Raw genomic sequence first — 26,026 nt, forward strand, 5'->3', positions numbered from 1 at the left:
TTAAAGCACGCCGGTTCCGGCGGCTAGCAAGTATGGAGACCTCATTGTACGGCAAGGAGTTATGGAACGAGACCGCCTATTTTCTCGGCCCGAAATCGGAGAACGGGTCGTGGGTCCGGGCCGAGTTCCAGGCGATAATCGACCAATGGTTCGACTGGCGCCGGGCTCTGTTTGCTGACGATCCCTCGCCGTTGCCGCCCGAACTCCGGCGGCGCCACGACTTTCTCGCGGAACGCGAAATTCTCGGGCAGAAAGTCGCCGAGCTATGCGACCGGATGACCGGCGAGATCCCCAAATACACACCCCGCTATATCGGGCACATGGTATCGGAAACCTCGGTACCGGCTCTGCTCGGTCATTTCGCAACGCTTCTGCACAATCCGAACAACACGTCACGGGATGTGGCCCGGGTCAGTGGCGCGATCGAGGACGAGGCGATCTCGATGCTGGCCGAAATGATCGGCTTCGACGTTAATGAGGCGCAGGGCCATTTCACTTCGGGGGGAACGATCGCCAATTTCGAGAGCGTGTGGCGGGCGCGCTACCGGATGGATCATTTCCTGGCGCTCGCTCTAGTGATCTCGGAAACCAGCGGCGCGCAGATGGATGCGTTCGCGGCCGGGCATATGGGCTGGACCCGCTATCGCGAACTGATCGAGCAGTACGGTTTCGACGACAATGTCCTGAAGGCGGCCAGCGCTGTGGTCGGCAATCCGTTCGCGGCCGCCGAGCGCATTACCGCCGCGACCGGGCAACCGTGGCGCGGACCGGTCCTTCTGGTGCCCGGCAACAAGCATTTTTCCTGGCTGAAAGCCGCGAATGTGTTCGGCCTCGGCGAAGAGGCGTTCTGGCCCGTCGCACTGGATAGCAAGGGCCGGTTGAGCGTGCCTGCGCTTGAACAGGCGATCGCGCAGGCTAGGGCGGACGGCCGTCCGGTGCTGGCCGTGGTGACCGTCGCCGGCACGACCGAGGCGGGCGATATCGATCCGGTCGACAGGGTCTGCGACAGGCTCGATGCCCTGCGAAGGGACGGGATTGATGTCTGGCATCATGTCGATGCCGCCTGGGGCGGTTTCCTGTGTTCCATGCTGGGCGGTCAAGCAGAGAACGTGCTCGACGCCGGCCGCCGGAGCGCGTTACGGGCGATCCGGCGGGCCAATTCGGTGACACTCGATCCGCACAAGCTGGGCTATGTGCCCTATGCGTGCGGGGCCTTCCTCGTGCGGGATCGCGAGAATTACGCCAATTCGCTGTTCGCTGCGCCCTATATCGACCGGGCCGCTGCCAATGACCGCTGGATGATGACGCTGGAGGGCTCGCGCAGCGGGGCGGGCGCGGCAGCCGTCTGGCTGACCGGGCAGACGCTGACCTTCAAGCCGGACCGGTTCGGCGACATCATGGCCGGCACGATCGACAGCCGCCGTCATTTCGCGGCCGCCCTGGCCGACGGCGTGCCAATGGCGCGGCTGCTGGAGCCGGCTGACAGCAACATATTGTGCTTTTCGCTCGCCCGGGACAGCGAAGCGCTCAGCGAATCGAATGCGCGGACGCTCGAAGCGTTCAAGGGATTTGCGGGCGATCCGGAGTTTTCGGTCTCGAAGACCGTGCTCGGGCGAGAAAACTACGGCGAACTTATTAACGCGCATCTGGCCGGATATGGCGGCAAGGCGGATGCCGAGTCGCTGGTCCTTCTGCGCTGCGTTTTCATGAATCCCTTCTGGCGCAATGAATCCGTCCGGTCGTTCCTGATGCCGCGATTTATCGCCCGCCTGATCGCGCACATAAATTGATAAATGTCAAGTCGCCGACCGTGCGGCTTGAAGACGCGCGGCAAGCTGCCGCGATGACCGGTCCGTCAATTGGGCACAAGATATAGCCTTCTGAATTTCAATGAACACAACATATCGTGTCTGGGAGGGCGCAATGGACTTGGTAGCAAATGGCCAGACCGGTCTGGCCGAACCGGCTCGTGCCGGACGGATCGACGTCAGATCGACGATTGAGGAGTATGTCGGCCGTGAGGATTGGCGGATCAAGGCGAATGCCAATCAGGGCTATTCGCTTGGCGGGCTGATCCTGAATACGTCGGGAAAGGTGACGGCCAATTACTGGCTGGACCATGTCTACCCGCCGCAGCTTGGCGACGCCCACCGGCAAGCGGATATCCACATCCACGACCTCGACATGCTTGCCGGCTATTGCGCGGGCTGGTCGCTACGCAATCTGCTGGTCGAGGGGTTCAATGGCGTGCCCGGCAAGATCGAGGCGGCGCCGCCGAAGCACTTCACGAGTGCACTGGGACAGATCGTCAACTTCCTCGGGGCGCTGCAAAATGAATGGGCCGGCGCCCAGGCGCTGTCCTCCTTCGACACCTATCTCGCGCCTTTCCTCAGGATTGACGGGTTGGGCTACGAGGATGTCTTCCAGGCGATGCAGGAGTTTGTCTTCAACCTGAATGTGCCTTCGCGATGGGGCACGCAGACGCCCTTCACCAATCTGACCTTCGACTGGGTCTGCCCGGAGGATCTGCGCGACGAGGCACCGATCATCGGCGGCGAAGCGGCCGGCTTCACCTATGGCGAGCTGCAGGCCGAGATGGACATCATCAACCGCGCCTTCATTGAGGTGATGATGCGCGGCGATGCGCGTGGCCGCGTCTTCACCTTCCCGATCCCGACCTACAACATCACCGAGGATTTCCCCTGGGAGTCGGACAATGCCCGCCTGCTGTTCGACATGACGGCCAAATACGGGCTTCCCTATTTCCAGAACTTCATCAATTCGGAACTGAAGCCGAACCAGATCCGGTCGATGTGCTGTCGCCTGCAACTTGATCTTCGCGAATTGCTGAAGCGCGGCAATGGCCTGTTTGGCTCGGCGGAGCAGACCGGTTCGATCGGCGTGGTGACGGTCAATTGCGCCCGCCTCGGCTACCGGTTTGCCGGCGACGAGGCCGGCCTGATGGCGGAACTCGACCGTTTGCTGGAACTCGGCCGCGACAGTCTCGAGATCAAGCGGGCGCTGATCCAGTCATTGATGGATGAAGGCCTGTTTCCGTATTCGAAGCGCTATCTCGGCATCCTCCGCAATCATTTCTCGACGCTGGGGGTGAACGGGATCAACGAGATGATCCGCAACTTCACGGGGGATCGCGACGACATCACGACGGCATTCGGCGAGGCGCTCGCGCTGCGAACGCTGGACCATGTCCGGGCCCGGATGCTGGAGTTCCAGGAAGCTACCGGCCACATGTACAATCTCGAGGCAACGCCTGCGGAGGGCACGACCTACCGGTTCGCCAAGGAAGACGCCAAGCGGTTTCCCGGCATACTCCAGGCCGGCACCGCAGAATCGCCCTATTACACAAATTCGAGCCAGTTGCCGGTCGGTTTCACCGACGATCCGTTCGAGGCCCTGAAGCGGCAGGCCGCGCTGCAAACGCGCTATACTGGCGGAACCGTGCTGCATCTCTACATGAGCGAAAAGCTGTCGAGCGCCGAAACCTGCGCGGCGCTCGTGCGGCGCTCGCTCGAGAGCTTCCATCTGCCCTACATCACGATCACGCCGACCTTCTCGATCTGTCCGCATCATGGCTATCTCGCGGGCGAGCAGCGCTTCTGCCCGACCTGCGACGAGGAGGCCAAGGCCGCGGGCCGCTATGACCCCGACAACCGGCAGGCCTGCGAGGTCTGGACCCGCGTGATGGGCTATCACCGGCCGGTGGAAGCGTTCAATCCGGGCAAGCGATCCGAGCACGAGGAACGGCAGCACTTCCATGAACACCCGACATGCCGCCGCGCCGCGTAATACGGCTGCCGCGCTCCGGATCGGGGGATTCCAGCCCTTCACCACGCTGGACTTCCCCGGCCGGATGGCGGCCGTCGTCTTCCTCCAGGGGTGCCCGCTGCAATGCGTGTATTGCCATAATCGCGATCTGATTCCGGCGCGAGCTGAAAACAATATTAGCTGGGCGGATATCCGGCAGCGGCTGGCTGCACGGACCGGCCTTCTGGAAGCGGTCGTGTTCTCCGGCGGCGAGCCGCTTCTTCAGGCCGCTCTGGCAGACGCGCTGTGCCAGGTCCGGGACATGGGATTTCGTACGGGGCTGCACACGTCCGGTGTATTGCCCGACCGGTTCGCCAGGCTGGCAGGGCTGCTCGACTGGGTCGGTTTCGATATCAAAGCTCCTTTCGACCGCTATGGCGCCATGACCGGGCTCGATGCCAGTGGTGCCCGGGCGGACGCATCCCTCGCGACGCTGGCCGGCTGGTCGATCCCGTTCGAAGTGCGGGTGACGATCTGGCCGGCACTGATCGGCGTCGACGAGATCCGCGCCATATCCGATAGCGCCGAAGCGGCCGGCTGCCGCGATTTCGTGCTGCAGGAATGCCGCGACCCCCACAGCGGGGCCGGGCTCGGCGGCGCTGTGTTCGACGATGCGGATCTGCGCGATGAACTGGCGGCGCGGTTTTCCGGTTTCCGGGTTCGCCGGGTGCACTGATCCGCGGTGATCGGCTCCACACGTGACAATGCGTCTCATCCACAAGATCAGAGCTGCCTGATAATTGATAATAATCAATATGTGGATACGCCATGACCCCGCCCCTTGATCGCGGTGCGCAACGCCGCGCCGCCCCGCCCATCCTGCAAAACGCCTTTCGTCCCTTCTTCCTCGGCGGCGCCATATGGGCGGCTTTCCAGGTGCCGTTGTGGGTCGCGGAATACCTTGGATGGCTCGGCCCCTTGGCGGGCGAAATGGGGCATGCCCACGAGATGCTATTCGGCTTCCTCGCCGCCATCATCTGCGGTTTTGCACTGACCGCCATCCCCAACTGGACGGGCCGAGCGCCAGTGGCGGGCAGGGGGCTGGCGGTGCTGTTTGGTCTGTGGCTGGCCGGCCGCGTGGCGATGCTGGCCGCCGGGCAAAGCTGGGGGCTCTGGATCGATCTCGCATTTCTGCCTTTGCTGACCGTGATCGTGGTCCGCGAGATCGCTGTTGGCCGCAATTGGCGCAATCTGCCGGTCGCGGGCCTGATCGCGCTGTTCACGTTGGCCCATATTGCCTTTCACCTCCCGGAATGGAGCATTGCCGCCATCCGGGGAACGTTTGCCGTCGCGCTCCTCCTCGTCGCGCTGATCGGCGGCCGCATCGTTCCGAGCTTCACGCGCAACTGGCTGGCCGGACGCGGCGACCCGGCTGCAAAGGCGGTCGCGCCGCCGATGCAGGGCCTGGACAAGGCGGTGCTGGGCGTCACGGCGATCGCCCTGGGCGCGTGGATTGTGCTGCCGATGCTGCCGATCACCGGAGTCCTCATGGTGCTGGCGGCCACCGCACAGCTGGTTCGGTTCCTGCGCTGGCAATGGCAGCGAACGCTTGTCGAACCCCTGATGTGGTCCCTTCATGCCGGCTATGTCTGGATCGTGTTAGCCCTTGCGATTACCGGTGCCGGGATCCTCTGGCCCGGTACTATCTCCTACGAGGCCGGTTTTCACGCCATCGGCACCGGTGTCATCGGCGCCATGACGCTGGCGGTAATGACCCGAGCCAGCCTCGGTCATACCGGCCGCGCGCGGGTTGCCGATATTGCGACGACGCTGGTCTTCGTTCTCGTGCATGCCGGTGCGCTGTTGCGGGTCACGGCCGCCCTGATGTCCGACCAGCCGGTGCTTCTAGGCATCTCGGCAGTATTGTGGAGCGCTGCCTACGCGGTGTTCACACTGGCCTATGCGCCAATGCTTTGGCGCGCGCGCCGGCAATTGCGGGCTGTCGCCGCAGGTTAGATTTCCGACAAATTCAGCACCAGCTCGCTCAAGCGCGGCGCCTTGAATCAAGCAAGCATATCTGCCCCTTGATCGAGGAAATCGGCCAGCGCTCCGAGTTCGGCCCGGCAAGACAGTGCCCGCGCCGGCCTTTCGAGCACGGCGGCGAGCGTCGCGGGCGGCGCAACGGTTTCGCCGATCTCCGGCTCGACGATGTCCGCGAACTTGTAGGGATGCGCCGTTGCCGCGATCAACCAGGGCTGCGCGTTCCGCGCAGCTTTCGGCAACCGGGCGAAGGCTTCTGCCGCACAGGCCGAATGCGGGCACCACGTATATCCATAAGTCTGGTGATCGCTCTTGATACGGGCCCGAATGGCGCCGTCCTCGACCCGTTCGACAGTGAGGCCGGAAAGATCAAGCGTGCCGGCCGCGAGACGCTCGAAATTGCTCGGTGCACCGACATCCATGGCATTGGCAATGCTCGCGATCGACGCGCGTGGCTCGTAGTGTCCGGTCTGTGCCCAATCGTGCAGGGTTGCATTGGCATTGGTCGCAAGGATAACGGGTCCGAGCGGCGCGCCGCAGGCCCGCGCAATGAGAGCGGCAGCGCCGTGACCGAGATTGCCTGTGGGAATGATTAGTCCCGGTGTCTTGCCGGTGTTCGCATAATGGTGCTGCGCGGCGTAGGCGAGATAAGCGGCCTGTGGCAGCAGCCTGGCGATATTGATCGAGTTGGCGCTGGTTAGCCGGTGGCGGCTGGTCAGCGCGCGATCGGCGAAAGCGGACTTGACCAGTTTCTGGCAGGCGTCGAAATCGGCGTCCACTTTTAGCGTCGTGACCGGCTTTTCCCAGCAGGAAAGCTGATGCGCCTGAAAAGGCGACACCCTGCCGTCCGGGTAGAGGATTGTTGCACGTACGGCCGACCGGCCTTCAGCCGCGCAGCCAACAGCGCCACCGGTATCGCCGGAAGTCGCGGCGAGGACCGTGAATGGGGCACGCGGATCGCCCAGCCGGTCTAGGCAGGCCATGAGAAAGCGTGCACCAAAATCCTTGAACGCGCCTGTCGGACCGTGAAACAGCTCGAGCGAGGAAAGACCGTCTTCGATGGTGATTTCCGGCATCGGAAAATCGAAGGCTTCTGCGCAAATCGCCGGCAGGACGCCTGCCAAGTCGTCGCCTTCGAAGAAGGGGGCGAGAAACGCGGCAGCGAACGCGGCGAGATTGCCCGTATCGTTCGCATCGCCTGCTGCAAGCGCAGGATAGGCTTCGGGCAGGAAGAGCCCGCCATCCGATGCCTGACCCGCGCAGATCGCCGCGCTCAAGGAGGCCGGGGCTGCCCCGTTGCGTGTGGAATGGAATTTCACCGGACTTTCTCCGCGACCGGTTCAAGACGGACACCGTCACAGGCCAACGCTGCGCGATAGGCCCTGGCGGGACGACCCGCAGCCTCAAATGCCTTGGCCATTGCCGCTTCGACCTCGCCTGCAGCGTCGTCGTCTGCCCAGGCAAATACGGACGGGCCGGAGCCGGAAAACGAGCAGCCGAGTGCGCCTGCTTTCAGCGCTGCAGCCTTCACCGCAGGAAGTTCCGGCAGCAAGAATGCGCGCTGCGGCTCGACGAGTATGTCGTCAAGACCGGCCCTGATCAGCGCGTGATTGCCCGTAGCACAGCCCAGCGTGAAGGCACTGATGCGCCGGGCGTGCTCGACGGCGATCTGCATCGGAACCTGGTCGGCCAGTACATTGCGCGCCGCGGCCGTTTCGGTTCTGGCCTCGGGATGGAACAGGACGGCGGAAATTCCGGCCGGTGCAGGGATCGGCGCAATCAGCGCTGGTTCGAGGCGCGCCGCAATCACCAGACCGCCGAGCAGGGCAGCCATGACATTGTCCCAGGGCGGCGGATCGGCGGAGGCTTTTTCTCCTTCGAGTGCAAATGCCAGGAGGTCTGCCGTCTGGTACGGCCTGTCCAGCAGAGCATTCACTGCCGCCGCGGCAGCGACAGCGGAGGCTGCCGAACCGCCCATGCCGGCGCTGATCGGGATTTGCTTGTCAATGTCGATGCGGACACCGAAATCCGCAGCCGCCGCCTCGAGGACAGCCGCAGCCGCTGCGAGCGCAGTGTTGGCACCGGGCGCAGACGGCAGGCGGTCGACAAGTCCTGTAACGCGCCCCAGGCGGGCGCCGGGCTCCCGCTCCCTGCGTGCCAGGACCGTGTCCCGGGCGACATCGAAAGCCTGTCCCAGAACATCATAGCCGACGCCGATATTGCCGATGCTGGCCGGTGCGCTGGCCCTGGCGGACTGGTTCAAGGCAAACTCCTTCTTGGCGCGTCAGGCCCGTTGCAGCGGTGCCGATGCTACAGCGAGCCGATTTGAGGCGTGGACCCCTGACATTGGCCCATCACAGGCGTTCGCGCGCTGGATGTCCATAATGTCGGCAAAGACCGCTGCAGCTGTCGGCCAGCGCCCGGCACCTTTGCCGTAGATGGCATGGACGCGACCGTGACTGTCGGTGATGAGCGCCCGGTTCTGCTCATTGCGTGCCCCTGCAAAAGGATGGGACAGGCTGACCGGCTCGATCGTCACTTCGGCGTCCACCGCGTCTCCGGACACCCGGCGGGCCCGCGCGATCTGCTTGTAGACCATTCCGTCTGCGGCGGCAGCCGCGCACATATCCGGCGTGATCTCGGCGAGCGACATCTTGGCAATTCGATCCGGCGGCAGGGCGACATTGAAGGCCTCGCGGATCAGGATCGAGAGCTTGTCAGCGGCATCATGACCGTCGACGTCGGCACTCGGGTCGGCCTCTGCAAATCCCAGTCGCTGCGCTTCTGCCAGCGCGTCATCGAAAGCTTCGCCTTCGCCAAGTTTCGACAGGATGAAATTCGCCGTGCCATTCATCACGCCTTCGATAGCGGCAACACCGTTTTTGCGCATTCGCCTGACCGTCTCGATCATCGGTACGCCGCCACCGACGGCTGCGGAGTAAGCAAAACGCGCTCCGCCGCGCCCGGCGGCCGCGTGGAGCCTATCGAAATGCTTGGCGACAGCCGCCTTGTTGGCCGTGACCACGTCGATCCCTGCCTCGAGCGCCTCGGCCATCATGGATGCCGGTTCGTCGGCTCCACCCATCATTTCCACCAGGATTTCGGGCGATTCCGAAAGCGCTTCGGCGGCATCAGCCGTGAATGACGCCCGGTCGTCGCCGGCGCGTATCTCCGGATGGCGGACCAGAACAGGGTTCAGGGCGAACAGGTCGCGGCGCCGCTCGACATGGTCGAGGACACCCGATCCGACAGCGCCGCAGCCGAGAAGGGCGATGCGCTTTCGCCGGCCGTCGCGCGACGCCCCAATAACTGCGGGGCCGGGCATGATGCGGCTGGCCTCTGCGGCACCCATCGCCGCAATCTCGAGCTCCACGCCAGCCGCTTCAGCCGCATGGATCGCCTTGTCCTGGATCAGTCCCTGGCTGGCGTTGAGGGCCGCGGCATAGTCCAACCGGTCGAACCGGTCTGCTTCCGGGGTCTTCGCAGGATTACCGGAGTAGACGCCGTCGACATTTTTAATCAGCCGTGCGCGCCGCGCGCCGATCTTTGCTGCGAACATCACCGCTGTCAGGTCCGTGCCACCGCGGCCGAGAACGGCTGCGCCCGCCTTGTCGTGGCTGGCCGTGAAGCCGGGTATGACAACCGCATCGGCGTGCTCGATCTTCTGATGAAGGCGTTCGATGTCGAGACTGCAGAGGTCTGCGTCCAGCGGATCGCCTTCTGCCATCAATCCGATCTCGCACGGGTCCACCACGCTTGCCCGCACCCCGATACGTTCGAGCGCCAGACCCATCAGCGCAGCCGAACGAAATTCGCCGAGCCGAACGAGCCGGGCCCAGGCGGCAGGTGACGCTCCGGTGCCGACGAGCTCGGCTTGCTCGTACAAGGCGTCTGTCTCCCCGCGCAACGCGCTGACAATCACGATCGCCTTCTCGCCTGACCGGATATGCCGATAGGTTTCCGAAGCGGCCTCGGCATAGTCGGCGAGTTCCGTAAGAACGGATCCTCCGAATTTGATGACGCAAAGCCGGTCGGCCTCGCTTGGCGAATTGAATTGATCGGGGTCGGGTCTCATGGGTCTGGTCCTTGGTTCGGTTCTGGCTTCGATTTCGCGCAAGAAAAAACCCGCTTCCGGAGGCCGGGAGCGGGTCGGTCGGGTTTGAATTTCGAGGTGTTTCCTCAGCCCGCGCCTTCCCGCCCCCCTGTACCGGAGGTCGAGGTGGTCGTGGTTGTGGTGCCGAGGGTGCGCGCCATCAGGCCATCGATCATGGCCGCGGCAGTTTTCGCGATGGAGGCCGGGCAATCGCCCATGACCATCTCCCTCAAAGAGGCTCGACGCCCGCACCATTGCGAGCGAGGGTTGAAGCGTGGTCGCATTATCGCGCTGACGTCAACAAAGCCGGTGTTGCGCGGATGCATCAATTCTGTGCTGCACGTGCGATTAGAGGGACGTAAGTAGCGGAAATCATTGGCAGGAAAATTTTGCTGCGCAATTGTGGTTTTTCACGACCCGGCGCCGTTTTCGCGCTCAAGCCTGCGCTGCTGCTGCGGCGCTGGCCCAGGCCCACTGGAAATTATACCCGCCCAGCCAACCCGTGACATCGACGCATTCGCCGATGAAAAAGAGGCCCGGGACGGACCGGCTCTCCATGGTTTTCGAGGACAGCCCATCGGTGTCGACACCGCCCGCCGTGACTTCTGCGGTGCGCCAGCCTTCTGTGCCGGCGGGCTTGATGGTCCAGGCCGACAGCTTCTCCACCACCTCCCGGATCGCGACGTGCGACATGTCGGCAAGGCGTGGAATATCCGGGATCTCACCTCGCGCAATCAGCAGTCCGACCAGGCGGTTGGGCAAGAGAATCTCGAGCGCGCTGGCAAGAGATTTCTTTGGATGGTCTGCCTTGAAGCCGGTCAGGGCGCGGACTGCATCCTGGCTTCTCAGCAAGTCGATCACGATCGGTTCGCCGTTCGCCCAGTAGGATGATATCTGCAATATCGCCGGGCCTGAAAGGCCGCGATGCGTGAACAGGAGGGCTTCTTCGAAGGCGGCGCGTGCATTGCGCGCCTCGACCGCACATGCCAGGCCCGAGATCGAGGCGAAATCCGTCTTCTCGCGGCCTTCGAACACGAAAGGCACAAGCGCCGGGCGGGGTTCGATCACCGCGTGTCCGAACTGGCGCGCCACGTCATAGGCCAGCCCGGTGGCGCCCATTTTCGGGATGGACAGACCGCCCGTGGCGATCACCAGCCGCCGGCATTCGATGGTATTGCCGGAAGTCTCGACGCGGAAACCATCGGCGGTCTTTGTGATGTCGGCAATTGACGTGTCGAGCCGCAATTCGCCTCCCGCTTCCCTGAGCTCGCCGACCAGCATGTCGATGATGGCGCCGGACCGGCCGTCGCAGAAGAGCTGGCCGAGCGTTTTTTCGTGCCAACGGATGTCGTGGCATGCCAGGCGGTCGATGAAATCCTGCGGCGTGTAGCGCGCGAGCGCAGATCTGGCGAAATGCGGATTGGCCGAGAGGAAGTTTTCGGGCTTCGTGTGGATGTTGGTGAAATTGCAGCGCCCGCCGCCGGAGATACGCACTTTCTCCGCCGGTTTCGCCGCGTGATCAACGACCAGCACCCGGTGACCGGATTCGCCGGCACGCGCGCCATAGAACAGGCCCGCCGCACCCGCTCCCAGGACCAGTGCGTCAAACGTCTCGGTGATATCCGGGCGTGTCGACATAAGCCTCCGTGTCGAGGCCCGCGAGCCATGCGTCAAGGGTTGGGTGCAATTCAACCGGCCACGACTCGCAGGGGCCAGATTTTAAGTACCGGTTGCGAGCTGTGGCAGGCAGGAAGATTTCGATGTGAAAGTTGAATATCGGCTGATGTCGGAGTCAGACGAGATTGTTTTTTGCTGCTCCAGCAATGTGCCGGAAGGCTGCGAGACGTCCGATCCGGCGTCGACCGGGATAGGCGGGCATTTGATGGAAGCCGCAATTTCCCAGTTCGGTGGCAAACTGGAACACAAGGGTGGTGCGGACGGGTTCGAGCTGACGGCCCGATTGCCAGCGAGCGCGGCGCGCTAAGCCGGGGGACAGCTGATCGGACTCAGGCGAGAAAAGGGGGTCCAGCAACCGGAGCAGGAACTTCTGGCTTGCTCCGGCGTTTGCCGTTCATGGGATTGTTCGGACTGTGCCGGATCAGCGTTCAGGCAGTTTTCGTCCTGGCGGCAGTGTTGGTGTCGGCAGGGCATACGCTGGCACAGGATGGCCAGCTATCATCTCCCATTGCCCGCGAAACCGCAGATGTGGAAGATCAAGCGATCGCCGAGCGGTTATCCGGTATTTTCAGCGAGATCTCATCGCTGGACTCGATCTCCGTTTCGGTCCGTCGCGGCGTCGTCATTCTCGAAGGTGAAGTGGCCAGCGAGGCAGCAGCTGAGCGCGCTGCCGACATCGCTTCACGGGTTACGGGTGTAGTGACGGTCGAGGACCAGCTGCAGCGCACGCTCGACATTGAAAGCAATGTTTCGCCCTTCGTCGGCGAGAGCGCGGCCGTATTGAACCGGCTCGTGCGGTCCTGGCCGGTTTATCTGATCGCGCTCGCAGCCTTCGTGACGGTAATTTTCCTGGGCTTCATGCTGGCGTCCTGGTCTGTCCTCTGGTCGCGTCTGGCGCCGAGCCCGTTTCTTGCCAGCATGATGGCGCAGGGCGTGCGCATTGCCTCCATAGCGCTGGCGATTCTGATCGCGTTCGGTCTGCTGGGTGCAACGGCGGTGCTCGGCGCGCTGGCGGGCGCTGTGGGAATTATCGGCCTGGCCCTTGGATTTGCCGTCCGCGACACGATCGAGAACTATATCGCCAGCATCCTGCTAAGCGTACGCCAGCCTTTCCGTGCCAGCGAGCATGTCGTGATCAATGAACACGAAGGCACCGTCGTCCGACTCACATCACGCGCGACCGTATTGATGACCCTTGACGGCAATCATTTGCGCATTCCCAATGCCGACGTGTTCAAGGGGATCATCCTCAATTATTCGCGCAATCCCGAACGGCGATTCGAGTTCGATCTGGGCGTGGACGCAGAAGATGACCCCGTGGCGGCCATGGATACCGGATTACGTGCAATCGCCAAGCTCGACTTTGTGCTGGCCGAAACGGAACCGGATGCCGCCATTGTGGAAGTCGGTGATTCCTCGATCATCGTGCGTTTCAATGCCTGGATAGACCAGTCAGTTACCGATTATCTCAAAGCCCGCAGCCTCGCGATCCGAGCCGCGAAGACGGTGATCGAGGAGGAAGGCTTTACGCTGCCCGAGCCGATTTACCGCTTGCGGTTCGATCAGCCGTTCCCCGCAGATCCGCCGTCCCGATCCCAACCGGACGCGCCGACAGCATCGCCACCATCGCGAAAGCCGAAGCGAAGGTCTGAAGTGCACGAGGCCGCGGCAGACGATGTCAGGCCGGACCGGCACCTGGCACGCAAGGTCGCCGACGAACGCGCAGAAGCTGACGGCGAAGACCTGCTCAGCTCCGCAAACCCGGTCGAATAGACGCGGCTGAACGCGACGCTATCTTCCAGACATGTGGTGCGTGCTGCAGTGCATATCGCCTTGCCGTCCGGCTCATGTCATTAATCGATGGCGGCGCTGCGAAATAAAGGCGTGCTTCACTGGGTGATACCGTCATGAAACGATCCGTCATTATCGATTGCGATCCGGGCGTGGACGATTGCATCGCGCTGATGGCCGCACTGGGCTCGCCTGACGAGCTCGATCTCATGGCGGTCTGCGTTGTGGCGGGCAATGTTTCCGTCGAGACCTGTTTCCGCAATGCGCGCAGTGTGCTTGCCCTGGCCGGACGCGAAGACGTGCCGGTCCATGCCGGCTGCGCGCGGCCGCTGAAGGTAGAGCCGGAATTCGCGGACCATATCCATGGTGAAAGCGGGCTCGGCAAAGCGGTTCTGCCGGATTCGCTTGCGCCGCCGTCCGGCCTCCACGCCGTCGATTATCTTTGCGAAACGCTTGGAGCTGCCGCGCCGGGATCGATCACAATGGTGATCACCGGCCCGATGACCAATTTCGCAACCGCGCTGCAATGCGACCCGGCGATAGCCGAAGCGGTCGACGAACTGGTCATAATGGGAGGTGCCGATATCGAAGGCGGCAACATCACGCCGCATGCCGAGTTCAACATCTATGCCGACCCGGATGCCGCACAGATTGTTCTGGGTTGCGGCCGGCCGATCACGCTGATTGGCCTGGATGCGACGCTGCAATTCCGGTGCACACCGGCGCGCATGGCGCGGATGCAGGCGTCAAAACATCGTGCACCGGCTGCGGCAACCGCGATGATTGGCCATGTGAATGACGTTTATGGAAAAATATACGGTGCCGAAGGCGCGGCGATGCATGACCCCTGCACAATCGGTTATCTCCTGGCGCCGGATCTGTTCACGGCGCGGCGTACGTCGGTGAGCGTGGACTGCAGCGCAGGCGAGCGCCGCGGCCATACGGCGATCGGCGGGGTGAGGACCGGCAGCACAGATGCCATCAACTGGATCAGGGGTCTGCACGCCGAACCCTTGTTTGATCTCCTGCTTGGCCGGATGGAGCGTCTTTGATGTCCGCAAGAATCATCGTCGTAGGCTCCGTAAATCTCGACCTTGTGGTGCGCTGTGACCGGCTGCCGCTGGCGGGCGAAACCGTGCTGGGTGGCGCGTTCGAGAAGCATCCGGGCGGCAAGGGAGCGAACCAGGCGCTGGCGGCCCGTCGCCTCGGGGCGGAAGTCGATCTGATTGCGAGTGTCGGCGACGATGATGACGCCGTCGCCGCTCTTTCCCTTCTGCGCGCCGATGACGTCGGGCTGGATCATTGCCGCGTCACACCCGATGCGCCGACCGGCGTCGCGCTGATCGCGGTCGCGGCGAATGGCGAGAACCAGATCGTCGTGGCGCCTGGCGCCAACACTGTACTTTCCGCGGCAGATCTGCCGGACCGGCTCGACGGCGCGCTGATCGGTCAGCTGGAAACGCCAATACCTGTCCTCGCGGAGGCGCTAAATCGTTGTGCGGGGCTGACCTGCCTCAATCTGGCCCCCGCCGCGGACATACCCGAAGATATCCTGGCGCATACAAATCTGATCGTGGTGAATGAAACCGAGGGCCAGTTCTACGGGTTCGACAGGTTGTTCGCGGCGGGCGGTCTGACCGCCCTGACGCTGGGCGCGCGCGGGGCTGTGCTTTTCCGCGACGGCAAGGAGATCGCGCGCGCCGCACCGCCGCCGGTTGATGCACATGACACCACGGGTGCCGGGGACTGCTTTGTTGCGGCACTTACGCTCGCCCTGGCGGAAGGCAGCGAACCCGGTGAAGCCCTCGCCTTTGCCTGCCGCGCAGGGGCTGCCAGCACGCTGCGAGCCGGCGCTCAGCCATCCTTGCCGACGCGCGGCGAACTAGAACGTCTTGTCCAGGGAGTTCGCGAATGACCAACGCCATTCCGCATCTCGATCTGACCGAGTTCCTCACCGAGAGCGCGGCCCAACGCTACGCATTCGGCGAGCGACTGGTCGAGGCGCTGCGGAAATGCGGCTTCATTACGCTGCAGGGCCATGCTGTCGACTCGGACATGATCGCGCGCAGCTATGCCAGTGCCAAAGCCTTCTTCGACCTGCCCGAGGCAGAAAAGCTGCGACACGCCGGCAGCCTGCGTGGCTATACGCCTTTTGGACGCGAGCATGCCAAGGATCGATCGGTGCCGGATCTGAAGGAGTTCTGGCAGATCGGCTACGAAAGTGATGTGCCCGAGGCCCGCAATATCTGGCCTGACCGTCCGGACAGCTTTTCGCCGGTGTTCCGCGAATTGTTCGATACGCTGGAATCGGTTGGCCGTACCTTGTTGTCTGCGGTCGCGCTCGGTCTGTCGCTCGATGAGGATTACTTCGAAGACAAGATCGAGGGCGGAACCTCCTTATTGCGGCTGATCCACTACCCGCCGATCCCGGACAATGCCGATCCGTCCAGCGTACGCGCGGCCGCGCATGAGGATATCAATCTGCTGACCCTCCTGGTGGCCGCGCAGGGCGCCGGGCTCGAAGTGCTGATGCGTGATGGCCGTTGGGTTCCCGTCAACAACGCGCCGGAACATCTGGTCGTCGATACCGGGGACATGATGGCGCGGATCACAAACGGCGTGCTGCCGGCGACGACACATCGCGTGGTGAATCCGGAGGGGCCGAATGTCAGCCGCTATTCCATGCCCTATTTCGTGCAGCCGCGGGCCGAGGTCATGCTGGAAAGCCTGAAGAGCTGCCTGCGCCCGGGAGAATATCCGGCGCCGCCCATCTCGACGGGAGACTTTTTGCACCAGCGGCTGGTCGAGATCGGACTGGCCGAGGACACGTGACGTCTGATGGTTTGGCGCGAGCCCCGGAGGGCTGACGCCGGTTCGGCGCAGCCATTCCGGTTCGGATTTTCCGGCTTTATCCCCAGCAAGCCGAGGGTTGAAATTCATCGTGTGTCGCCGTCTTGATGGCGCGACACACGACTATGACCTAGGAGTTGCCGCATGGCCGACGCCCCGACGCAATCGCCGACCACAAAGCGCAACGCCTTCACACGCTTCCTCGACGGCGTCGAGTGGCTCGGCAATCTGCTTCCCCACCCGGTGACCCTGTTTGCCATCCTGGCGGTCGGGATCGTGTTGTTGTCCGGCGTCCTCGGTGCCTTCGGGCTGGCGGTCGAGGACCCCCGCCCGGTGGGAATGCCTGGCCGCGCCGATGACGGCATGATCCGGGCGGTCAGCCTGTTAAGTGGCGACGGGGTGCGGCGAATCTTCACCGGGCTGACCACGAACTTCACGGGATTCGCACCGCTCGGCGTTGTGCTCGTGGCCATGCTCGGTGTCGGCGTGGCAGAACGGTCGGGGCTTCTGTCCTCTGCCGTCCGGGCTCTGGTGCTCGGCGTTCCAAAGCATGTCGTCACGGTCGCCATCGTGTTCGCAGGCATCGTCTCGAACACCGCGTCGGAAGTCGGTTATGTCGTGCTGATCCCGCTGGGCGGCGCGATCTTCTATGCGCTGGGGCGACACCCGCTGGCAGGTATGGCGGCGGCTTTCGCCGGCGTATCCGGCGGCTATAGCGCTAACCTTCTGATCGGCACGATCGACCCGCTGCTCGCCGGCATCACGCAGGAAGCGGCGCGCCTGATCGACCAGGACTATATCGTTGTCGCCACCGCCAACTGGTATTTCATGGTCGCTTCGACCTTCCTGATCACGATCGTCGGCTCGCTGGTCACGATCTTCATCGTCGAGCCGAAGCTCGGAAAATACGATTCCAGCCAGGCCGATCCGGACATTCTCGACGACCGGATGATGGAGCCGCTGACTGCCAAGGAACGCAAGGGGCTGGGCTGGGCCGGCATCGCCTTGCTGGGCGTGCTCGGGCTGATGGCGCTGACGCTGATCCCGGAGTGGGGGATATTGCGAAACCCGGAGACCGGCGACCGTATCAATGCCCCCTTCTTCCGGGGCTTTGTCGTGTGGATCCTGATCTTTTTCGTGGCCACCGGCTTCGCCTACGGCCGCGCAGCCGGCACGATGCGCAATGATCGCGACGTCATCAACGCGATGGCGGCGGCGCTGTCCTCGCTCGGCCTGTATATCGTCCTGGTTTTCTTTGCAGCGCAGTTCGTGGCGTTCTTCGGCTGGACCAATCTGGGCGCGATCACCGCGGTGACCGGCGCCAGTTTCCTGCAGGACACGGGGATGACCGGCCCGGCGCTGTTCATCCTGTTCATCCTGATGTGCTGCTTCGTCAATCTGATGTTGGGATCGGCATCGGCACAATGGGCGGTGACGGCGCCGATCTTCGTGCCGATGCTGATGCTGATCGGGTATTCGCCGGAAGTCATTCAGGCCGCTTACCGGATTGGTGATTCCACGACCAATATCATTACACCAATGATGAGCTATTTCGGCCTCATCCTTGCGTGGGCAACCCGCTACAAGTCCGATCTCGGGGTCGGTACGCTGATCGCGATGATGCTGCCCTACACAATCTTCTTCATCCTGGCCTGGGTCAGCTTTTTCTTCCTGTGGACGTTCGGGCTGGACCTGCCGGTCGGGCCGGGCTCGCCGACCTATTACACGCCCTAACGCCCCGCAGTCAGCCTAGCCCGTCTTGTGGGCGTTGCCGGTGGCCAATTGTGCAAGCGCACTGAAATGCACGCACGAGAAGGCCGGAATGGCAAAGGCGGGAAAAAGGGCGAGCGGCGCCTCGACCAGCGAGGCCCGGATGCCGGCGCCGGTGTCGGGATCGATCGGGAGCGCTCGATAAGCCAGGATTGCGAGCGAAATCGTCACCCAGAAATCCAGAAAGCCCCACAGGTTCAGTATCCAGGCCTGCCGGCGCCAGCCTACTGTGCGCCGGGCGATCGCAAGCACAACGAACACGGCAGAGCGTGTGATGTATCATGACATCCAGGCCGCTTACGACTTCGTCGACAGCGGTGTTGGCCTGACCTTCGGTGTGCGCAATCTTGCTGACGAGACGCCGCCCTATGTCTCCAACAATGATGACATGAACACGTTGAACCAGACGTATGACACGGCTGGCCGTTACTTCTACGGCCGGATCACAATCCGTCGCTAGGCGTTCAGAGGGTAGTACGCATGGCTTAAGAGTCGGGCGGGGCGCGGAAACGAGTTCTCTCCGCGCATCGTCCTCTCTCCCTCCGAGTCAAGGTTAAGCACATCGCGTACGCTGGGCGGGCCTCCGGGCCCGCCTTTTTTTGTCAGAGGCTGTGCCGGGCAAAAAAGCGGTCGACATGCTCTTCGACTATGGCGTCGAGATCGAGCGCGTCGAAGTCCGTGAAGCCAAGCAGGGCCCGGCCGATGATCACACCGCTGATATCGAGAACGAATTCATTACCAAGATCGAACGCCGGTGCTGACGGCGCGCGCCGATTGATGGCTTCGGCAATGATCCGGGCGCCAATTCCCGGGCCGGAATCCCAGAACAGCCGGCGGGCTGAAGGGTCGCTTCGGCTGGCTTCCGCTATTCCGAAGAGAATGGCCGCCATTTTTGGCTGGGAGAAACGATCGAGGACATCGCGGCCCACCATCCGGAGTGTTGCCTGTAAATCCGAGAGTTCCGGGATGGATTCCGTCGCGGACGCATTGGCCTCGGCGCAGGCATTCTGAATGACCGCATTGAACAATTCGGCCTTCGACGCAAACCGCGAATATATGGTTGTTTTCGAGACCTTTGCCTCTCGTACGAGAACGTCGAGGCTCATCTGGCCATAGCCCAGCTTCTGAAACAGACCGGTGGCGACATCGATCAGATATCGTGTTTTGGCAGCGCCGCGAGCGCTGGACCGGCCTACATTCACATTCATCTCAACCTCGTCAATGGCTGCAGATGAATACACGATCGGATCAATAAGTGAAAGCGATAGGGCGGCATCACAGCTGGCGTGATCTGGCGAAAACCCTTCGGATAGTGTCCGCCCTAGCGCCTGCTACGCGAGAGCCGGATGAAGAGCCTACGAAAGCGTCGGGACACTGACAGACCGCTTCGCCGCACCTTTTGGCTACGTCCCTCGATCAGTTCCAGTGTGCAGGGGCATTGCCGAGACGCACATCCAGGCAGCGGAAAGATTGGCAGATCTCGCAAGCTGTAAACCTCGCCATCGCAGCCGAGGCTGTCGATACAGGACCGATCAGCAGCTTGCAGTCTTACAGAGAGGTTGCGGGTTTCCGGATCATTGCGTGCGCCCAACACGCGCAGGAGTGTGCAGCGATATCTCGTCTGCAGCTGGGCGAAGGATTGACGCACGAATTCGATAGCTGCTGCGCCGCGCATATCGCGAACCGCTTGTGCGAATCCGGAACCTATCACCACGCCATCGCCGAGACCGAGGCGCCGATTCTCTTCCACCTCGACTGGTCCCCCCTCCATCACCACCCCCTCGATGGTTGGCTGAAGGAGAATGAGTTCCGTGATCCGTTGAATGGCTGCGGGATGGAATATGCTGGAATGACGAATACGATCTTCGACAATCCGCCGGATCTGACCGTTGGCTTGTTCAATTTCGTCAGGCGTCAGACGGTGACGGACATCAAGCACAGAGGTCAATTCTGTGCCATCCGCACGTGAATCATCCGCGTCCAGCGCCGCTTTCCTGAACATGATATCCCCCAAAACGACCCGGTCGCAATATGGAGTGCCGATTGATAATTGATTAAGATCAAGCAGAAAGGGCAATTCCTTCGTCAATCGACCGAACTATCCGGCGGCGATGGCCGCGTGAGAATGAACAGGCCTGACAGGCCGAGCACGACGCCTTGTATCGCCAGTACATAAGCCGGCGCATGAAACAGGACCGAAAGCAGGAAGACTGCGAGCAGGGATAACACGCCGGCGATCTTGGCCGTAGGCCCGATCGCGCCGTACTTCCGCCAGTTCTCGATCAGCGGACCGAAAACGCGGTGCTGCAGCAACCAGTTGTGCAAGCGCGGCGAAGAGCGTGCGAAGGCAAAGGCGGCCAGCAAGACGAAAGGCGTTGTCGGCAGCAAAGGGAGAAAGACACCGATCGTCCCCAGGCCGACAGCGATGATGCCGAATGTGAGCCAGACAAGGCGCTTGGTGCGACCGATCATGTCAGATACCTGCCGCTCGCCAAAGCAGGCGCAAGGCGACGACGAGGACCAGCAAGGCTGTCAGCCGGATCAGCCAGAGATCGGACGCCTTGTCGCGGCCGACCCAGACGCCGATCTGGCCACCGATCAGCACCGCCGGCAGCAGCGGCCAGTAGGCCAGAAGCGTGTCGATTTCGCCGCTGCCGGCCAGGCGCTGCGCTTGTCCGGCAAGACCCGCCAACGAGTTGACGAGGATGAAGAATGCGGCAGCTGCGGCGATCTCCCGGACCGGACCCCAACGCACGAGGTGAAGGAGCGGTGCGAGAAAAATGCCGCCACCGATACCGACGAGGCCGGCAAGAAAACCGGTGCAGCCGCCGAGCACCGGTTCGCTCCAGCGGGGCAGGCGCGGCGGTGAGCCGCGCGGTGACGGGTTGCGAAACACCAGCGCCATGGAAGAAGCCAGAAGCGCCAGCCCGAGCACGGTGACGAAGACCCGCTCCGGGAGCTCGACCAGCCCGCCCAGCCAGGCCAGCGGGATCGAGGCGCTGCACAGCAGAACAAGGCGGCGCCAGCGGATCAGTCCGGCGCGCGCAAACCGGACAGTCGATCCGGTGACGACGGTGATATTGCAGGCCAGCGAAATTGCCGGGAGAATCGTATAATCGGTACCGGCCAGCACGAGGAGGGCGGTGTAGGTCGAGCCGCCGCCGAAACCGACCATGGCATAAGCGAAGGCGGTGAAGAAAAAAAAACCGCCCAGCCAGACCGGAGCCATCACAAATCGCCGAGCGGGAGATACTCTACCGTATCACCCATGGCGGCGGCGTCGGCTCCCGCCGGACGGCGGATCAGCGCGTTTGCCGTGTTGAGGGCCGATAGCGCAGAGGAATCCTGATTGTCCAGGGACACGATCTTGCCGGTGCCGGCTTCATGCCTGGCCCGCATCAGCGTTTCACGGGGCCCGTTGGCCGGCAGGTCCGCAGATAGCCTGGCGAGCAGGAATGTATCGCTGACGGTGTTCGCTAGCAGCGCATCCATGAGTGGCTTGAGGCACAGCCGCGCCATCACCATGGCGGAAACCGGATTGCCGGGAAGCCCCAGGACGCACGTGGCACCGAGTTGGCCGAACCAGGTCGGCTTGCCCGGCTTGATCGCGACCTTCTCGAAGACGAGTTGCCCGCCCATTTCGTCGAAGACACGCCGGAGATGGTCATGATCGCCGACCGATGCCCCGCCGATGGTGACGATGAGGTCGAAACCGGCGGCCGATGCCAGCTTGTCGCGGACCTGTTCCGGATCATCGCGTGCGATACCAAGATAGTGCGGGTCGCCACCCCATTGCCGGACGAGGGCGGCGAGGCCGGGGCCCAGCGAGTTGACGATCTGGTCAGGCCGTGTGGACTGGCCCGGTTCGACCAGCTCGTCACCTGTTGAGAGGATTCCGGTCCGCGGCCGCCGCCTTACAGTCAACCGCGTCAGGCCGGCGCTGACGACGAGAGAGAGCCGGCGTGGCGTTAGCTGCGTGCCAGCTGTCAGCAAGGTATCTCCTGAGCTGAAATCGATACCGGCACGGCGGACATGACGACCGGGCTCGGATGCATCCGAGGTCGAAATCTGGTCGCCGTCGCGCTGCACATTTTCCTGGATGACGATTTGCTCCGCACCAGCCGGAATCGGGGCGCCGGTCGAGATGCGCTGGCATTCGCCTGCCTGGAGCGGCCGCTCACTGGCATGACCCGCCGCCGCCTCGCCGCGCACCAGGAGCTGCACCGGCTTGCCGTCGAGATCGGCCGATCGCACGGCATAACCGTCCATCGCCGATGCAGCGAAAGGTGGCTGGGTCCGGAGAGCTTTCACCGGCTCCGCCAGCACGCGTCCGACGGCTGCGTCCAGCGCAACCGTTTCTGTGGCGAGCGGCGCGGTCTCGGTACGGATCAGCATGCGGGCTTCGTCGAGGGAAATCATGGATGCCATCGTCGGCCTAGCGTTCGGTCAGGCGCGGGATGAGTTCGACCAGATTGCAGGGACCGTGCGTGCGGTCGAATTCATCGCGGAGGACATGGTTCCAGGCATCGCGGCAGCCGCCAGAGGATCCCGGTATAGCGAACAGATAGGTGCCGCCCGCAATACCGGCGATTGCGCGCGACTGGATCGTCGAGACGCCGACCGAGCGGAAGCTCACCTGGTGAAAGACGGCGGCGAACCCGTCCATTTCCTTTTCGAACATCGGTCTGAACGCTTCCGGCGTCACATCGCGGCCGGTAAGACCGGTTCCGCCTGTCGCGATGACCGCATGGATGGCGGGATTCGCGATCCAAGACCCGAGCTGCGACTGGATGGACCCAATGTCATCCGGCACGATGGCATGATCGATCACGGCGTGACCCTCGGCGACGATCTGTTCGCGCAACCATGGCCCGGTCTTGTCGGTCTTGGTGTCGCGCGTGTCGGAGACGGTCATCACCGCGAAGCCGACGGTTTCGGGAACACACTTCATCTGCCCGTCTCCAGCCACTGGCCTGCCTTTTCCTGGTCGGCAGACGTCGTTTCGACCCACCGCGCCGTCTCGCCACGCCATTCGCGTTTCCAGAACGGCGCTTCGGTTTTCAGAACATCTATGGCGAAGGCGGTCGCGTCCAGCGCGGCCCGCCTATGGGCTGCGAGGGCGACAATGTGGACGATGGGCTCACCGGGCGCCATGCGGCCATAGCGATGCGCTATCAGCAGCCCGGCCAGGTCGAAACGGTCGATGGCGGTCTCGCCGATGCGCTGCAGGGCGGATGCCGTCAGGACCGGATGCCGGGTCAGCTCGAGGGCCGAGAGATCGTCATTGGCGCGGACTTTTCCGGTGAAGCTGGCCACGGCGCCGACGCCGGGATCGGCGGGCAGCCGGGCTTCCAGGTCTGCAAGCACGAGGGGTTCGCCGGTCAGATGTATGATCGGGGCGGGCATCATCCCCCCGAAAACGGGGACAGGAAGGCGATGCGGTCGCCCTCTGTCAGCTGCAGCGGCTCGTGCCTGCCAATCAGCTGGTCATTCAGCGCGACACGCAAATGGTCCTGGCGAAGCGCCTCGCCGCCGTCGAGCGTCTCCGCGAGATGCTCGATGAGCGCCGCCGCCGTAGCCGGCTCGCCGCCGAGCTCAACATTGTCGACGGCGCTGCCGAGGCGGTCCTGGATCGGACCGAAAAATTCAAGCGCGATCCGCATCGCCTAGCCTCCCGTACGGGCCATGTCGCGATCGACCGACGCCGCGGCTCCGGGCGAGACATCGAAATCATGTCCCAGCGGCTTGCTGGCCATTGCCGCGTCAAGGGCGTCATCGAGCGCGTCGCGTCCGCCCTCGCGCAAGGGTTGGCGGAGATCAATGCGGCCGCTCTTGCCGAGGCAGGTATAGAGCTCGCCCGTGCAGGTCACGCGGACACGATTGCAGGTATCACAGAAATTGCCGGTCAGCGGCGAGATGAAGCCAAGGCGGCCGCCGGTTTCCGCAATCCGCGCATAGCGTGCGGGACCGCCGGTATTGTCCGGCAGGTCGGTCAGTGACCACTGGCGGGCGAGGGCTGCCCTGACGTTCTCCAGCGACAGGAACTGCGCCGACCTGTCGGCGCCGATCTCGCCGACCGGCATGACTTCGATGAGCGAGACGTCGTGGCCCTCGCCATGGGCCCAGGCGATAAGACCGGGCAGGTGGGTCTCGTTTACACCTGCCATGGCGACAGCATTGATTTTGACCTTCAGCCCGGCGCGTTTTGCCGCAGCGATGCCGGTCAGCGCGACATTCACATCCCCACCGCGTGTAAGCCGCCGGTAGACATCCGGTTCGAGCGTGTCGAGCGAAATGTTGACGCGCCGTATGCCGGCCGCGGCGATCCGGTCCGCATATTTCGGCAGCTGGGTGGCATTCGTGGTCAGGCAGAGCTCATCGAGACCGGCGGGGCCGATCCGGGTGCCGAGTGTCTCGATCACGGTGATCACATCCTTGCGGACGAGTGGTTCACCACCGGTGAGGCGGATCTTGGTAACGCCGCGGGAGATGAAGGCGTCGCAAACAAGGGTGAGCTCTTCGAGCGTCAGCAGATCCGCTTTCGGCAGGAATTCCGGACGCGCTTTCATGCAATAGACGCAGCGCAGATCGCAACGATCCGTGACGGACAGCCGAAGATAGGTGATCTGCCGCCCGAAACGGTCGATCAGGGGCGTGGCAGGACTGACGGGCAGACGGCGGTCCATTGCGGAATCCTCGGCAAGCTCTGGTCCTTGACAAACATCAAACGCAATGTGTTGCAAGCGACGCGAGGTCGCAGGTCATCGCATTTTGAGCGCCGCCGTCAATTCCGCCGGGGTATTGATGTTGGCGAAGCGGTCGGCCTCGCCGTCTTCTACGACCAACCAGTCTGTCGGAAGTGCGGCCAACAATGATTTGACCGAACGGACCGTATCGCGTGCCGGCAACACCGCGGACACCGGGATGAATGCGGGCAACGGATGCCGCACCCAGGCACGGCAGGTGTTCGTGTCACCCGAAATGAGCGGTTGCAGGTCGAATGACTGCAGCAATGGCATATCGACCGGTAGAAAGAGCGCCCCGCCATAGCGATCGCCGAGAAATTCGATCGCGTCGATCATGGCGTGAGCCGGGCCCTGGTCGGTGTCCTTGTCCGCGATCCCGTTGGTCCGTTCAGGCCGGCCGCTGACATAGACCGAGGCACAGCCGGCCTGTCGCAAATTGTCCTCGGCAAGATCGAGAAGCTTGCGACCCTCGAACATTACGTCGGCCTTGTCCCGGCCCATGCGGCGCGATTGCCCGCCGGCCAGCACAACGCCGGCAATTGCCCGGGTCTTAGTTGCGCGGGTCATCGATGAGCGGGTTGGGCTTGCTGATCGCTTCGAGCGCGGCGCGATCGGTGATCTCGATCCGTGCGCCGTCCATCAGGATGCCGTGCGACTGCAAAGCGCCGAATGCGCGGGACAGGTTTTCCGGGGTCATGCCGAGGATCGATGCCAGATTCTTCTTGCCATAGGGAAGTTGTACCGTGTCGCTGCCGCTGGCTTTTTCCTGAAGACGAATGATGTAATTGCCGACGCGCTCGATCGACGTTCGCAGTTTCAGATTCTTCATCGACTTGACGACACCGCGATAGCATTGGGCGAGCTCGGTGACGATCGCCCGCGCGAAGTTCGGGTCCTTCTCGAAGGCATCTCGTACATTCTGCGACGGGATCAGGAGAAGTTTCGCGGATTCGATGGTGCGCGCCGACATCAGAAAAGGCGCGTCGTTCACGGTCGCCGCGAGGATGAAGGTGGAGACCGGCGAGACAATGGCGAGGGAGGATTCGCGACCATGCCCGCTGGAAAAGAGCTCCACGCAGCCGTCCAGCACAATGTGCAGGAAGTCCGCGGGCTCACCTTCGCGGATCAGCTCGACATGCGGCGGCAGCCGCTGTGCATAGGCGGCGGTCATCAGCGAGTCGAACACCTCCTCGTCAATGTCCTTGAACAATTTGAGATTCCGAACGATCTCGCGATCCGTCTGTCTCATTGCTATGCTCCGGCCAGTTCTGCCGCCCCCGATACAGGCTGTCTT

General features: G+C 63.1%; 28 protein-coding genes. 11 read left to right on the plus strand and 17 right to left on the minus strand.

All coding sequences use genetic code 11. The features are described 5' to 3' along the window. The first annotated feature begins 32 nt into the window (after positions 1-32). From ACOOFN_RS08585 to ACOOFN_RS08600, 4 genes are all read left to right on the plus strand, one after another. The gene (locus ACOOFN_RS08585; protein WP_420430732.1) at positions 33-1,790 is read left to right on the plus strand and encodes a pyridoxal phosphate-dependent decarboxylase family protein; all 1,758 of its coding nucleotides are present in this window, start codon (positions 33-35) and stop codon (positions 1,788-1,790) included. Between the two features lie 133 nt (positions 1,791-1,923). Beyond that, positions 1,924-3,807, plus strand: a complete 1,884-nt coding sequence (locus tag ACOOFN_RS08590) for a ribonucleoside triphosphate reductase (RefSeq protein WP_420430733.1) — start codon at positions 1,924-1,926, stop codon at positions 3,805-3,807. After that, on the plus strand, positions 3,776-4,501 hold the full coding sequence (locus ACOOFN_RS08595; protein WP_420430734.1) for an anaerobic ribonucleoside-triphosphate reductase activating protein: 726 nt from the start codon (positions 3,776-3,778) through the stop codon (positions 4,499-4,501). Before ACOOFN_RS08590 ends, ACOOFN_RS08595 begins: the two co-directional genes overlap by 32 nt. A gap of 92 nt (positions 4,502-4,593) precedes the next feature. Further along, positions 4,594-5,781 carry an NnrS family protein gene (locus tag ACOOFN_RS08600; RefSeq protein ID WP_420430735.1) on the plus strand — a complete coding sequence of 396 codons (1,188 nt, stop codon included), beginning with the start codon at positions 4,594-4,596 and terminating at the stop codon, positions 5,779-5,781. A gap of 47 nt (positions 5,782-5,828) precedes the next feature. On the opposite strand, the gene thrC is transcribed toward ACOOFN_RS08600, so the two are convergent. The 5 genes from thrC to ACOOFN_RS08625 all read right to left on the minus strand — a co-directional run bounded on the left by thrC (position 5,829) and on the right by ACOOFN_RS08625 (position 11,536). Then, positions 5,829-7,124 (minus strand): threonine synthase, encoded by a 1,296-nt coding sequence (gene thrC, locus ACOOFN_RS08605; RefSeq protein ID WP_420430736.1) that lies wholly within the window; start codon positions 7,122-7,124, stop codon positions 5,829-5,831. Continuing rightward, positions 7,121-8,068: a homoserine kinase gene (locus ACOOFN_RS08610; RefSeq protein WP_420430737.1), complete on the minus strand. Its 948-nt coding sequence runs from the start codon at positions 8,066-8,068 to the stop codon at positions 7,121-7,123. Before ACOOFN_RS08610 ends, thrC begins: the two co-directional genes overlap by 4 nt. Positions 8,069-8,089: 21 nt before the next feature. Then, entirely contained in the window at positions 8,090-9,880 is a 1,791-nt protein-coding gene (locus ACOOFN_RS08615) for a homoserine dehydrogenase (protein WP_420430738.1), read from the minus strand. 104 nt (positions 9,881-9,984) lie between these two features. Continuing rightward, entirely contained in the window at positions 9,985-10,116 is a 132-nt protein-coding gene (locus ACOOFN_RS08620) for a hypothetical protein (RefSeq protein ID WP_420430739.1), read from the minus strand. A gap of 217 nt (positions 10,117-10,333) precedes the next feature. After that, complete coding sequence (locus tag ACOOFN_RS08625; RefSeq protein ID WP_420430740.1) at positions 10,334-11,536, minus strand: NAD(P)/FAD-dependent oxidoreductase; 1,203 nt, start codon at positions 11,534-11,536, stop codon at positions 10,334-10,336. A gap of 145 nt (positions 11,537-11,681) precedes the next feature. Here ACOOFN_RS08625 and ACOOFN_RS08630 point away from each other — a divergent pair, with 145 nt between their 5' ends. The 6 genes from ACOOFN_RS08630 to ACOOFN_RS08655 all read left to right on the plus strand — a co-directional run bounded on the left by ACOOFN_RS08630 (position 11,682) and on the right by ACOOFN_RS08655 (position 17,950). Further along, on the plus strand, positions 11,682-11,882 hold the full coding sequence (locus ACOOFN_RS08630) for a hypothetical protein (RefSeq protein ID WP_420430741.1): 201 nt from the start codon (positions 11,682-11,684) through the stop codon (positions 11,880-11,882). Between the two features lie 89 nt (positions 11,883-11,971). After that, a complete protein-coding gene (locus tag ACOOFN_RS08635; RefSeq protein ID WP_420430742.1) occupies positions 11,972-13,348 on the plus strand; it encodes a mechanosensitive ion channel family protein in 1,377 nt (458 codons plus the stop codon). A 134-nt stretch (positions 13,349-13,482) separates the two neighbouring features. Further along, positions 13,483-14,418 carry a nucleoside hydrolase gene (locus ACOOFN_RS08640; RefSeq protein ID WP_420430743.1) on the plus strand — a complete coding sequence of 312 codons (936 nt, stop codon included), beginning with the start codon at positions 13,483-13,485 and terminating at the stop codon, positions 14,416-14,418. Beyond that, the gene (locus tag ACOOFN_RS08645) at positions 14,418-15,281 is read left to right on the plus strand and encodes a ribokinase (protein ID WP_420430744.1); all 864 of its coding nucleotides are present in this window, start codon (positions 14,418-14,420) and stop codon (positions 15,279-15,281) included. The genes ACOOFN_RS08640 and ACOOFN_RS08645 overlap by 1 nt, the downstream gene beginning before the upstream one ends. After that, on the plus strand, positions 15,278-16,198 hold the full coding sequence (locus ACOOFN_RS08650) for an isopenicillin N synthase family dioxygenase (protein WP_420430745.1): 921 nt from the start codon (positions 15,278-15,280) through the stop codon (positions 16,196-16,198). The genes ACOOFN_RS08645 and ACOOFN_RS08650 overlap by 4 nt, the downstream gene beginning before the upstream one ends. Positions 16,199-16,360: 162 nt before the next feature. After that, entirely contained in the window at positions 16,361-17,950 is a 1,590-nt protein-coding gene (locus ACOOFN_RS08655; protein WP_420430746.1) for an AbgT family transporter, read from the plus strand. 15 nt (positions 17,951-17,965) lie between these two features. Here the strand turns inward: ACOOFN_RS08655 and ACOOFN_RS08660 are convergent, their stop codons facing one another. Next, positions 17,966-18,247 carry a hypothetical protein gene (locus ACOOFN_RS08660; protein WP_420430747.1) on the minus strand — a complete coding sequence of 94 codons (282 nt, stop codon included), beginning with the start codon at positions 18,245-18,247 and terminating at the stop codon, positions 17,966-17,968. A gap of 13 nt (positions 18,248-18,260) precedes the next feature. Here ACOOFN_RS08660 and ACOOFN_RS08665 point away from each other — a divergent pair, with 13 nt between their 5' ends. Further along, positions 18,261-18,446, plus strand: coding sequence for a hypothetical protein (locus ACOOFN_RS08665; protein ID WP_420430748.1), 186 nt, complete (start codon positions 18,261-18,263; stop codon positions 18,444-18,446). A 142-nt stretch (positions 18,447-18,588) separates the two neighbouring features. Here the strand turns inward: ACOOFN_RS08665 and ACOOFN_RS08670 are convergent, their stop codons facing one another. The 11 genes from ACOOFN_RS08670 to ACOOFN_RS08720 all read right to left on the minus strand — a co-directional run bounded on the left by ACOOFN_RS08670 (position 18,589) and on the right by ACOOFN_RS08720 (position 25,981). Beyond that, positions 18,589-19,194 (minus strand): TetR/AcrR family transcriptional regulator, encoded by a 606-nt coding sequence (locus ACOOFN_RS08670; protein ID WP_420430749.1) that lies wholly within the window; start codon positions 19,192-19,194, stop codon positions 18,589-18,591. Between the two features lie 113 nt (positions 19,195-19,307). Further along, a complete protein-coding gene (locus ACOOFN_RS08675) occupies positions 19,308-20,075 on the minus strand; it encodes a hypothetical protein (RefSeq protein ID WP_420430750.1) in 768 nt (255 codons plus the stop codon). Then, entirely contained in the window at positions 20,072-20,458 is a 387-nt protein-coding gene (locus tag ACOOFN_RS08680) for a YbaN family protein (RefSeq protein WP_420430751.1), read from the minus strand. The genes ACOOFN_RS08675 and ACOOFN_RS08680 overlap by 4 nt, the downstream gene beginning before the upstream one ends. A gap of 1 nt (position 20,459) precedes the next feature. Next, a complete protein-coding gene (locus ACOOFN_RS08685; protein WP_420430752.1) occupies positions 20,460-21,215 on the minus strand; it encodes a sulfite exporter TauE/SafE family protein in 756 nt (251 codons plus the stop codon). After that, positions 21,215-22,405 (minus strand): gephyrin-like molybdotransferase Glp, encoded by a 1,191-nt coding sequence (gene glp, locus ACOOFN_RS08690; RefSeq protein WP_420430753.1) that lies wholly within the window; start codon positions 22,403-22,405, stop codon positions 21,215-21,217. The genes ACOOFN_RS08685 and glp overlap by 1 nt, the downstream gene beginning before the upstream one ends. A gap of 16 nt (positions 22,406-22,421) precedes the next feature. Further along, a complete protein-coding gene (locus tag ACOOFN_RS08695; protein WP_420430754.1) occupies positions 22,422-22,937 on the minus strand; it encodes a molybdenum cofactor synthesis domain-containing protein in 516 nt (171 codons plus the stop codon). Then, complete coding sequence (locus ACOOFN_RS08700; RefSeq protein ID WP_420430755.1) at positions 22,934-23,395, minus strand: molybdenum cofactor biosynthesis protein MoaE; 462 nt, start codon at positions 23,393-23,395, stop codon at positions 22,934-22,936. The genes ACOOFN_RS08695 and ACOOFN_RS08700 overlap by 4 nt, the downstream gene beginning before the upstream one ends. Further along, positions 23,392-23,649 carry a MoaD/ThiS family protein gene (locus ACOOFN_RS08705; protein WP_420430756.1) on the minus strand — a complete coding sequence of 86 codons (258 nt, stop codon included), beginning with the start codon at positions 23,647-23,649 and terminating at the stop codon, positions 23,392-23,394. The genes ACOOFN_RS08700 and ACOOFN_RS08705 overlap by 4 nt, the downstream gene beginning before the upstream one ends. Before the next feature lie 3 nt (positions 23,650-23,652). Then, complete coding sequence (gene moaA / locus ACOOFN_RS08710; protein ID WP_420430757.1) at positions 23,653-24,672, minus strand: GTP 3',8-cyclase MoaA; 1,020 nt, start codon at positions 24,670-24,672, stop codon at positions 23,653-23,655. Between the two features lie 75 nt (positions 24,673-24,747). Continuing rightward, positions 24,748-25,299 (minus strand): molybdenum cofactor guanylyltransferase, encoded by a 552-nt coding sequence (mobA, locus tag ACOOFN_RS08715; RefSeq protein WP_420430758.1) that lies wholly within the window; start codon positions 25,297-25,299, stop codon positions 24,748-24,750. Further along, complete coding sequence (locus ACOOFN_RS08720; protein ID WP_420430759.1) at positions 25,283-25,981, minus strand: helix-turn-helix domain-containing protein; 699 nt, start codon at positions 25,979-25,981, stop codon at positions 25,283-25,285. The genes mobA and ACOOFN_RS08720 overlap by 17 nt, the downstream gene beginning before the upstream one ends. Positions 25,982-26,026: the final 45 nt, after the last annotated feature.

The organism is Hyphobacterium sp. (assembly GCF_965217055.1).
Classification (GTDB): Bacteria; Pseudomonadota; Alphaproteobacteria; order Caulobacterales; family Maricaulaceae; genus Hyphobacterium.

What these genes read in the sequence shown, in the direction of transcription:
- glp (WP_420430753.1), bottom strand. Translation starts at nt 22,405, where the DNA reads ATGATTTCCCTCGACGAAGCCCGCATGCTGATCCGTACCGAGACCGCG.
- ACOOFN_RS08685 (WP_420430752.1), bottom strand. Translation starts at nt 21,215, where the DNA reads ATGGCTCCGGTCTGGCTGGGCGGTTTTTTTTTCTTCACCGCCTTCGCT.
- ACOOFN_RS08650 (WP_420430745.1), top strand. Translation starts at nt 15,278, where the DNA reads ATGACCAACGCCATTCCGCATCTCGATCTGACCGAGTTCCTCACCGAG.
- ACOOFN_RS08670 (WP_420430749.1), bottom strand. Translation starts at nt 19,194, where the DNA reads ATGAATGTGAATGTAGGCCGGTCCAGCGCTCGCGGCGCTGCCAAAACA.
- ACOOFN_RS08635 (WP_420430742.1), top strand. Translation starts at nt 11,972, where the DNA reads ATGGGATTGTTCGGACTGTGCCGGATCAGCGTTCAGGCAGTTTTCGTC.
- ACOOFN_RS08720 (WP_420430759.1), bottom strand. Translation starts at nt 25,981, where the DNA reads ATGAGACAGACGGATCGCGAGATCGTTCGGAATCTCAAATTGTTCAAG.
- ACOOFN_RS08585 (WP_420430732.1), top strand. Translation starts at nt 33, where the DNA reads ATGGAGACCTCATTGTACGGCAAGGAGTTATGGAACGAGACCGCCTAT.
- ACOOFN_RS08590 (WP_420430733.1), top strand. Translation starts at nt 1,924, where the DNA reads ATGGACTTGGTAGCAAATGGCCAGACCGGTCTGGCCGAACCGGCTCGT.
- moaA (WP_420430757.1), bottom strand. Translation starts at nt 24,672, where the DNA reads ATGGACCGCCGTCTGCCCGTCAGTCCTGCCACGCCCCTGATCGACCGT.
- ACOOFN_RS08625 (WP_420430740.1), bottom strand. Translation starts at nt 11,536, where the DNA reads ATGTCGACACGCCCGGATATCACCGAGACGTTTGACGCACTGGTCCTG.
- ACOOFN_RS08705 (WP_420430756.1), bottom strand. Translation starts at nt 23,649, where the DNA reads ATGCGGATCGCGCTTGAATTTTTCGGTCCGATCCAGGACCGCCTCGGC.
- ACOOFN_RS08600 (WP_420430735.1), top strand. Translation starts at nt 4,594, where the DNA reads ATGACCCCGCCCCTTGATCGCGGTGCGCAACGCCGCGCCGCCCCGCCC.
- ACOOFN_RS08620 (WP_420430739.1), bottom strand. Translation starts at nt 10,116, where the DNA reads ATGGGCGATTGCCCGGCCTCCATCGCGAAAACTGCCGCGGCCATGATC.
- ACOOFN_RS08655 (WP_420430746.1), top strand. Translation starts at nt 16,361, where the DNA reads ATGGCCGACGCCCCGACGCAATCGCCGACCACAAAGCGCAACGCCTTC.
- ACOOFN_RS08700 (WP_420430755.1), bottom strand. Translation starts at nt 23,395, where the DNA reads ATGATGCCCGCCCCGATCATACATCTGACCGGCGAACCCCTCGTGCTT.
- ACOOFN_RS08645 (WP_420430744.1), top strand. Translation starts at nt 14,418, where the DNA reads ATGTCCGCAAGAATCATCGTCGTAGGCTCCGTAAATCTCGACCTTGTG.
- ACOOFN_RS08595 (WP_420430734.1), top strand. Translation starts at nt 3,776, where the DNA reads ATGAACACCCGACATGCCGCCGCGCCGCGTAATACGGCTGCCGCGCTC.
- ACOOFN_RS08615 (WP_420430738.1), bottom strand. Translation starts at nt 9,880, where the DNA reads ATGAGACCCGACCCCGATCAATTCAATTCGCCAAGCGAGGCCGACCGG.
- ACOOFN_RS08630 (WP_420430741.1), top strand. Translation starts at nt 11,682, where the DNA reads ATGTCGGAGTCAGACGAGATTGTTTTTTGCTGCTCCAGCAATGTGCCG.
- ACOOFN_RS08640 (WP_420430743.1), top strand. Translation starts at nt 13,483, where the DNA reads ATGAAACGATCCGTCATTATCGATTGCGATCCGGGCGTGGACGATTGC.
- ACOOFN_RS08680 (WP_420430751.1), bottom strand. Translation starts at nt 20,458, where the DNA reads ATGATCGGTCGCACCAAGCGCCTTGTCTGGCTCACATTCGGCATCATC.
- mobA (WP_420430758.1), bottom strand. Translation starts at nt 25,299, where the DNA reads ATGACCCGCGCAACTAAGACCCGGGCAATTGCCGGCGTTGTGCTGGCC.
- ACOOFN_RS08665 (WP_420430748.1), top strand. Translation starts at nt 18,261, where the DNA reads ATGTATCATGACATCCAGGCCGCTTACGACTTCGTCGACAGCGGTGTT.
- ACOOFN_RS08695 (WP_420430754.1), bottom strand. Translation starts at nt 22,937, where the DNA reads ATGAAGTGTGTTCCCGAAACCGTCGGCTTCGCGGTGATGACCGTCTCC.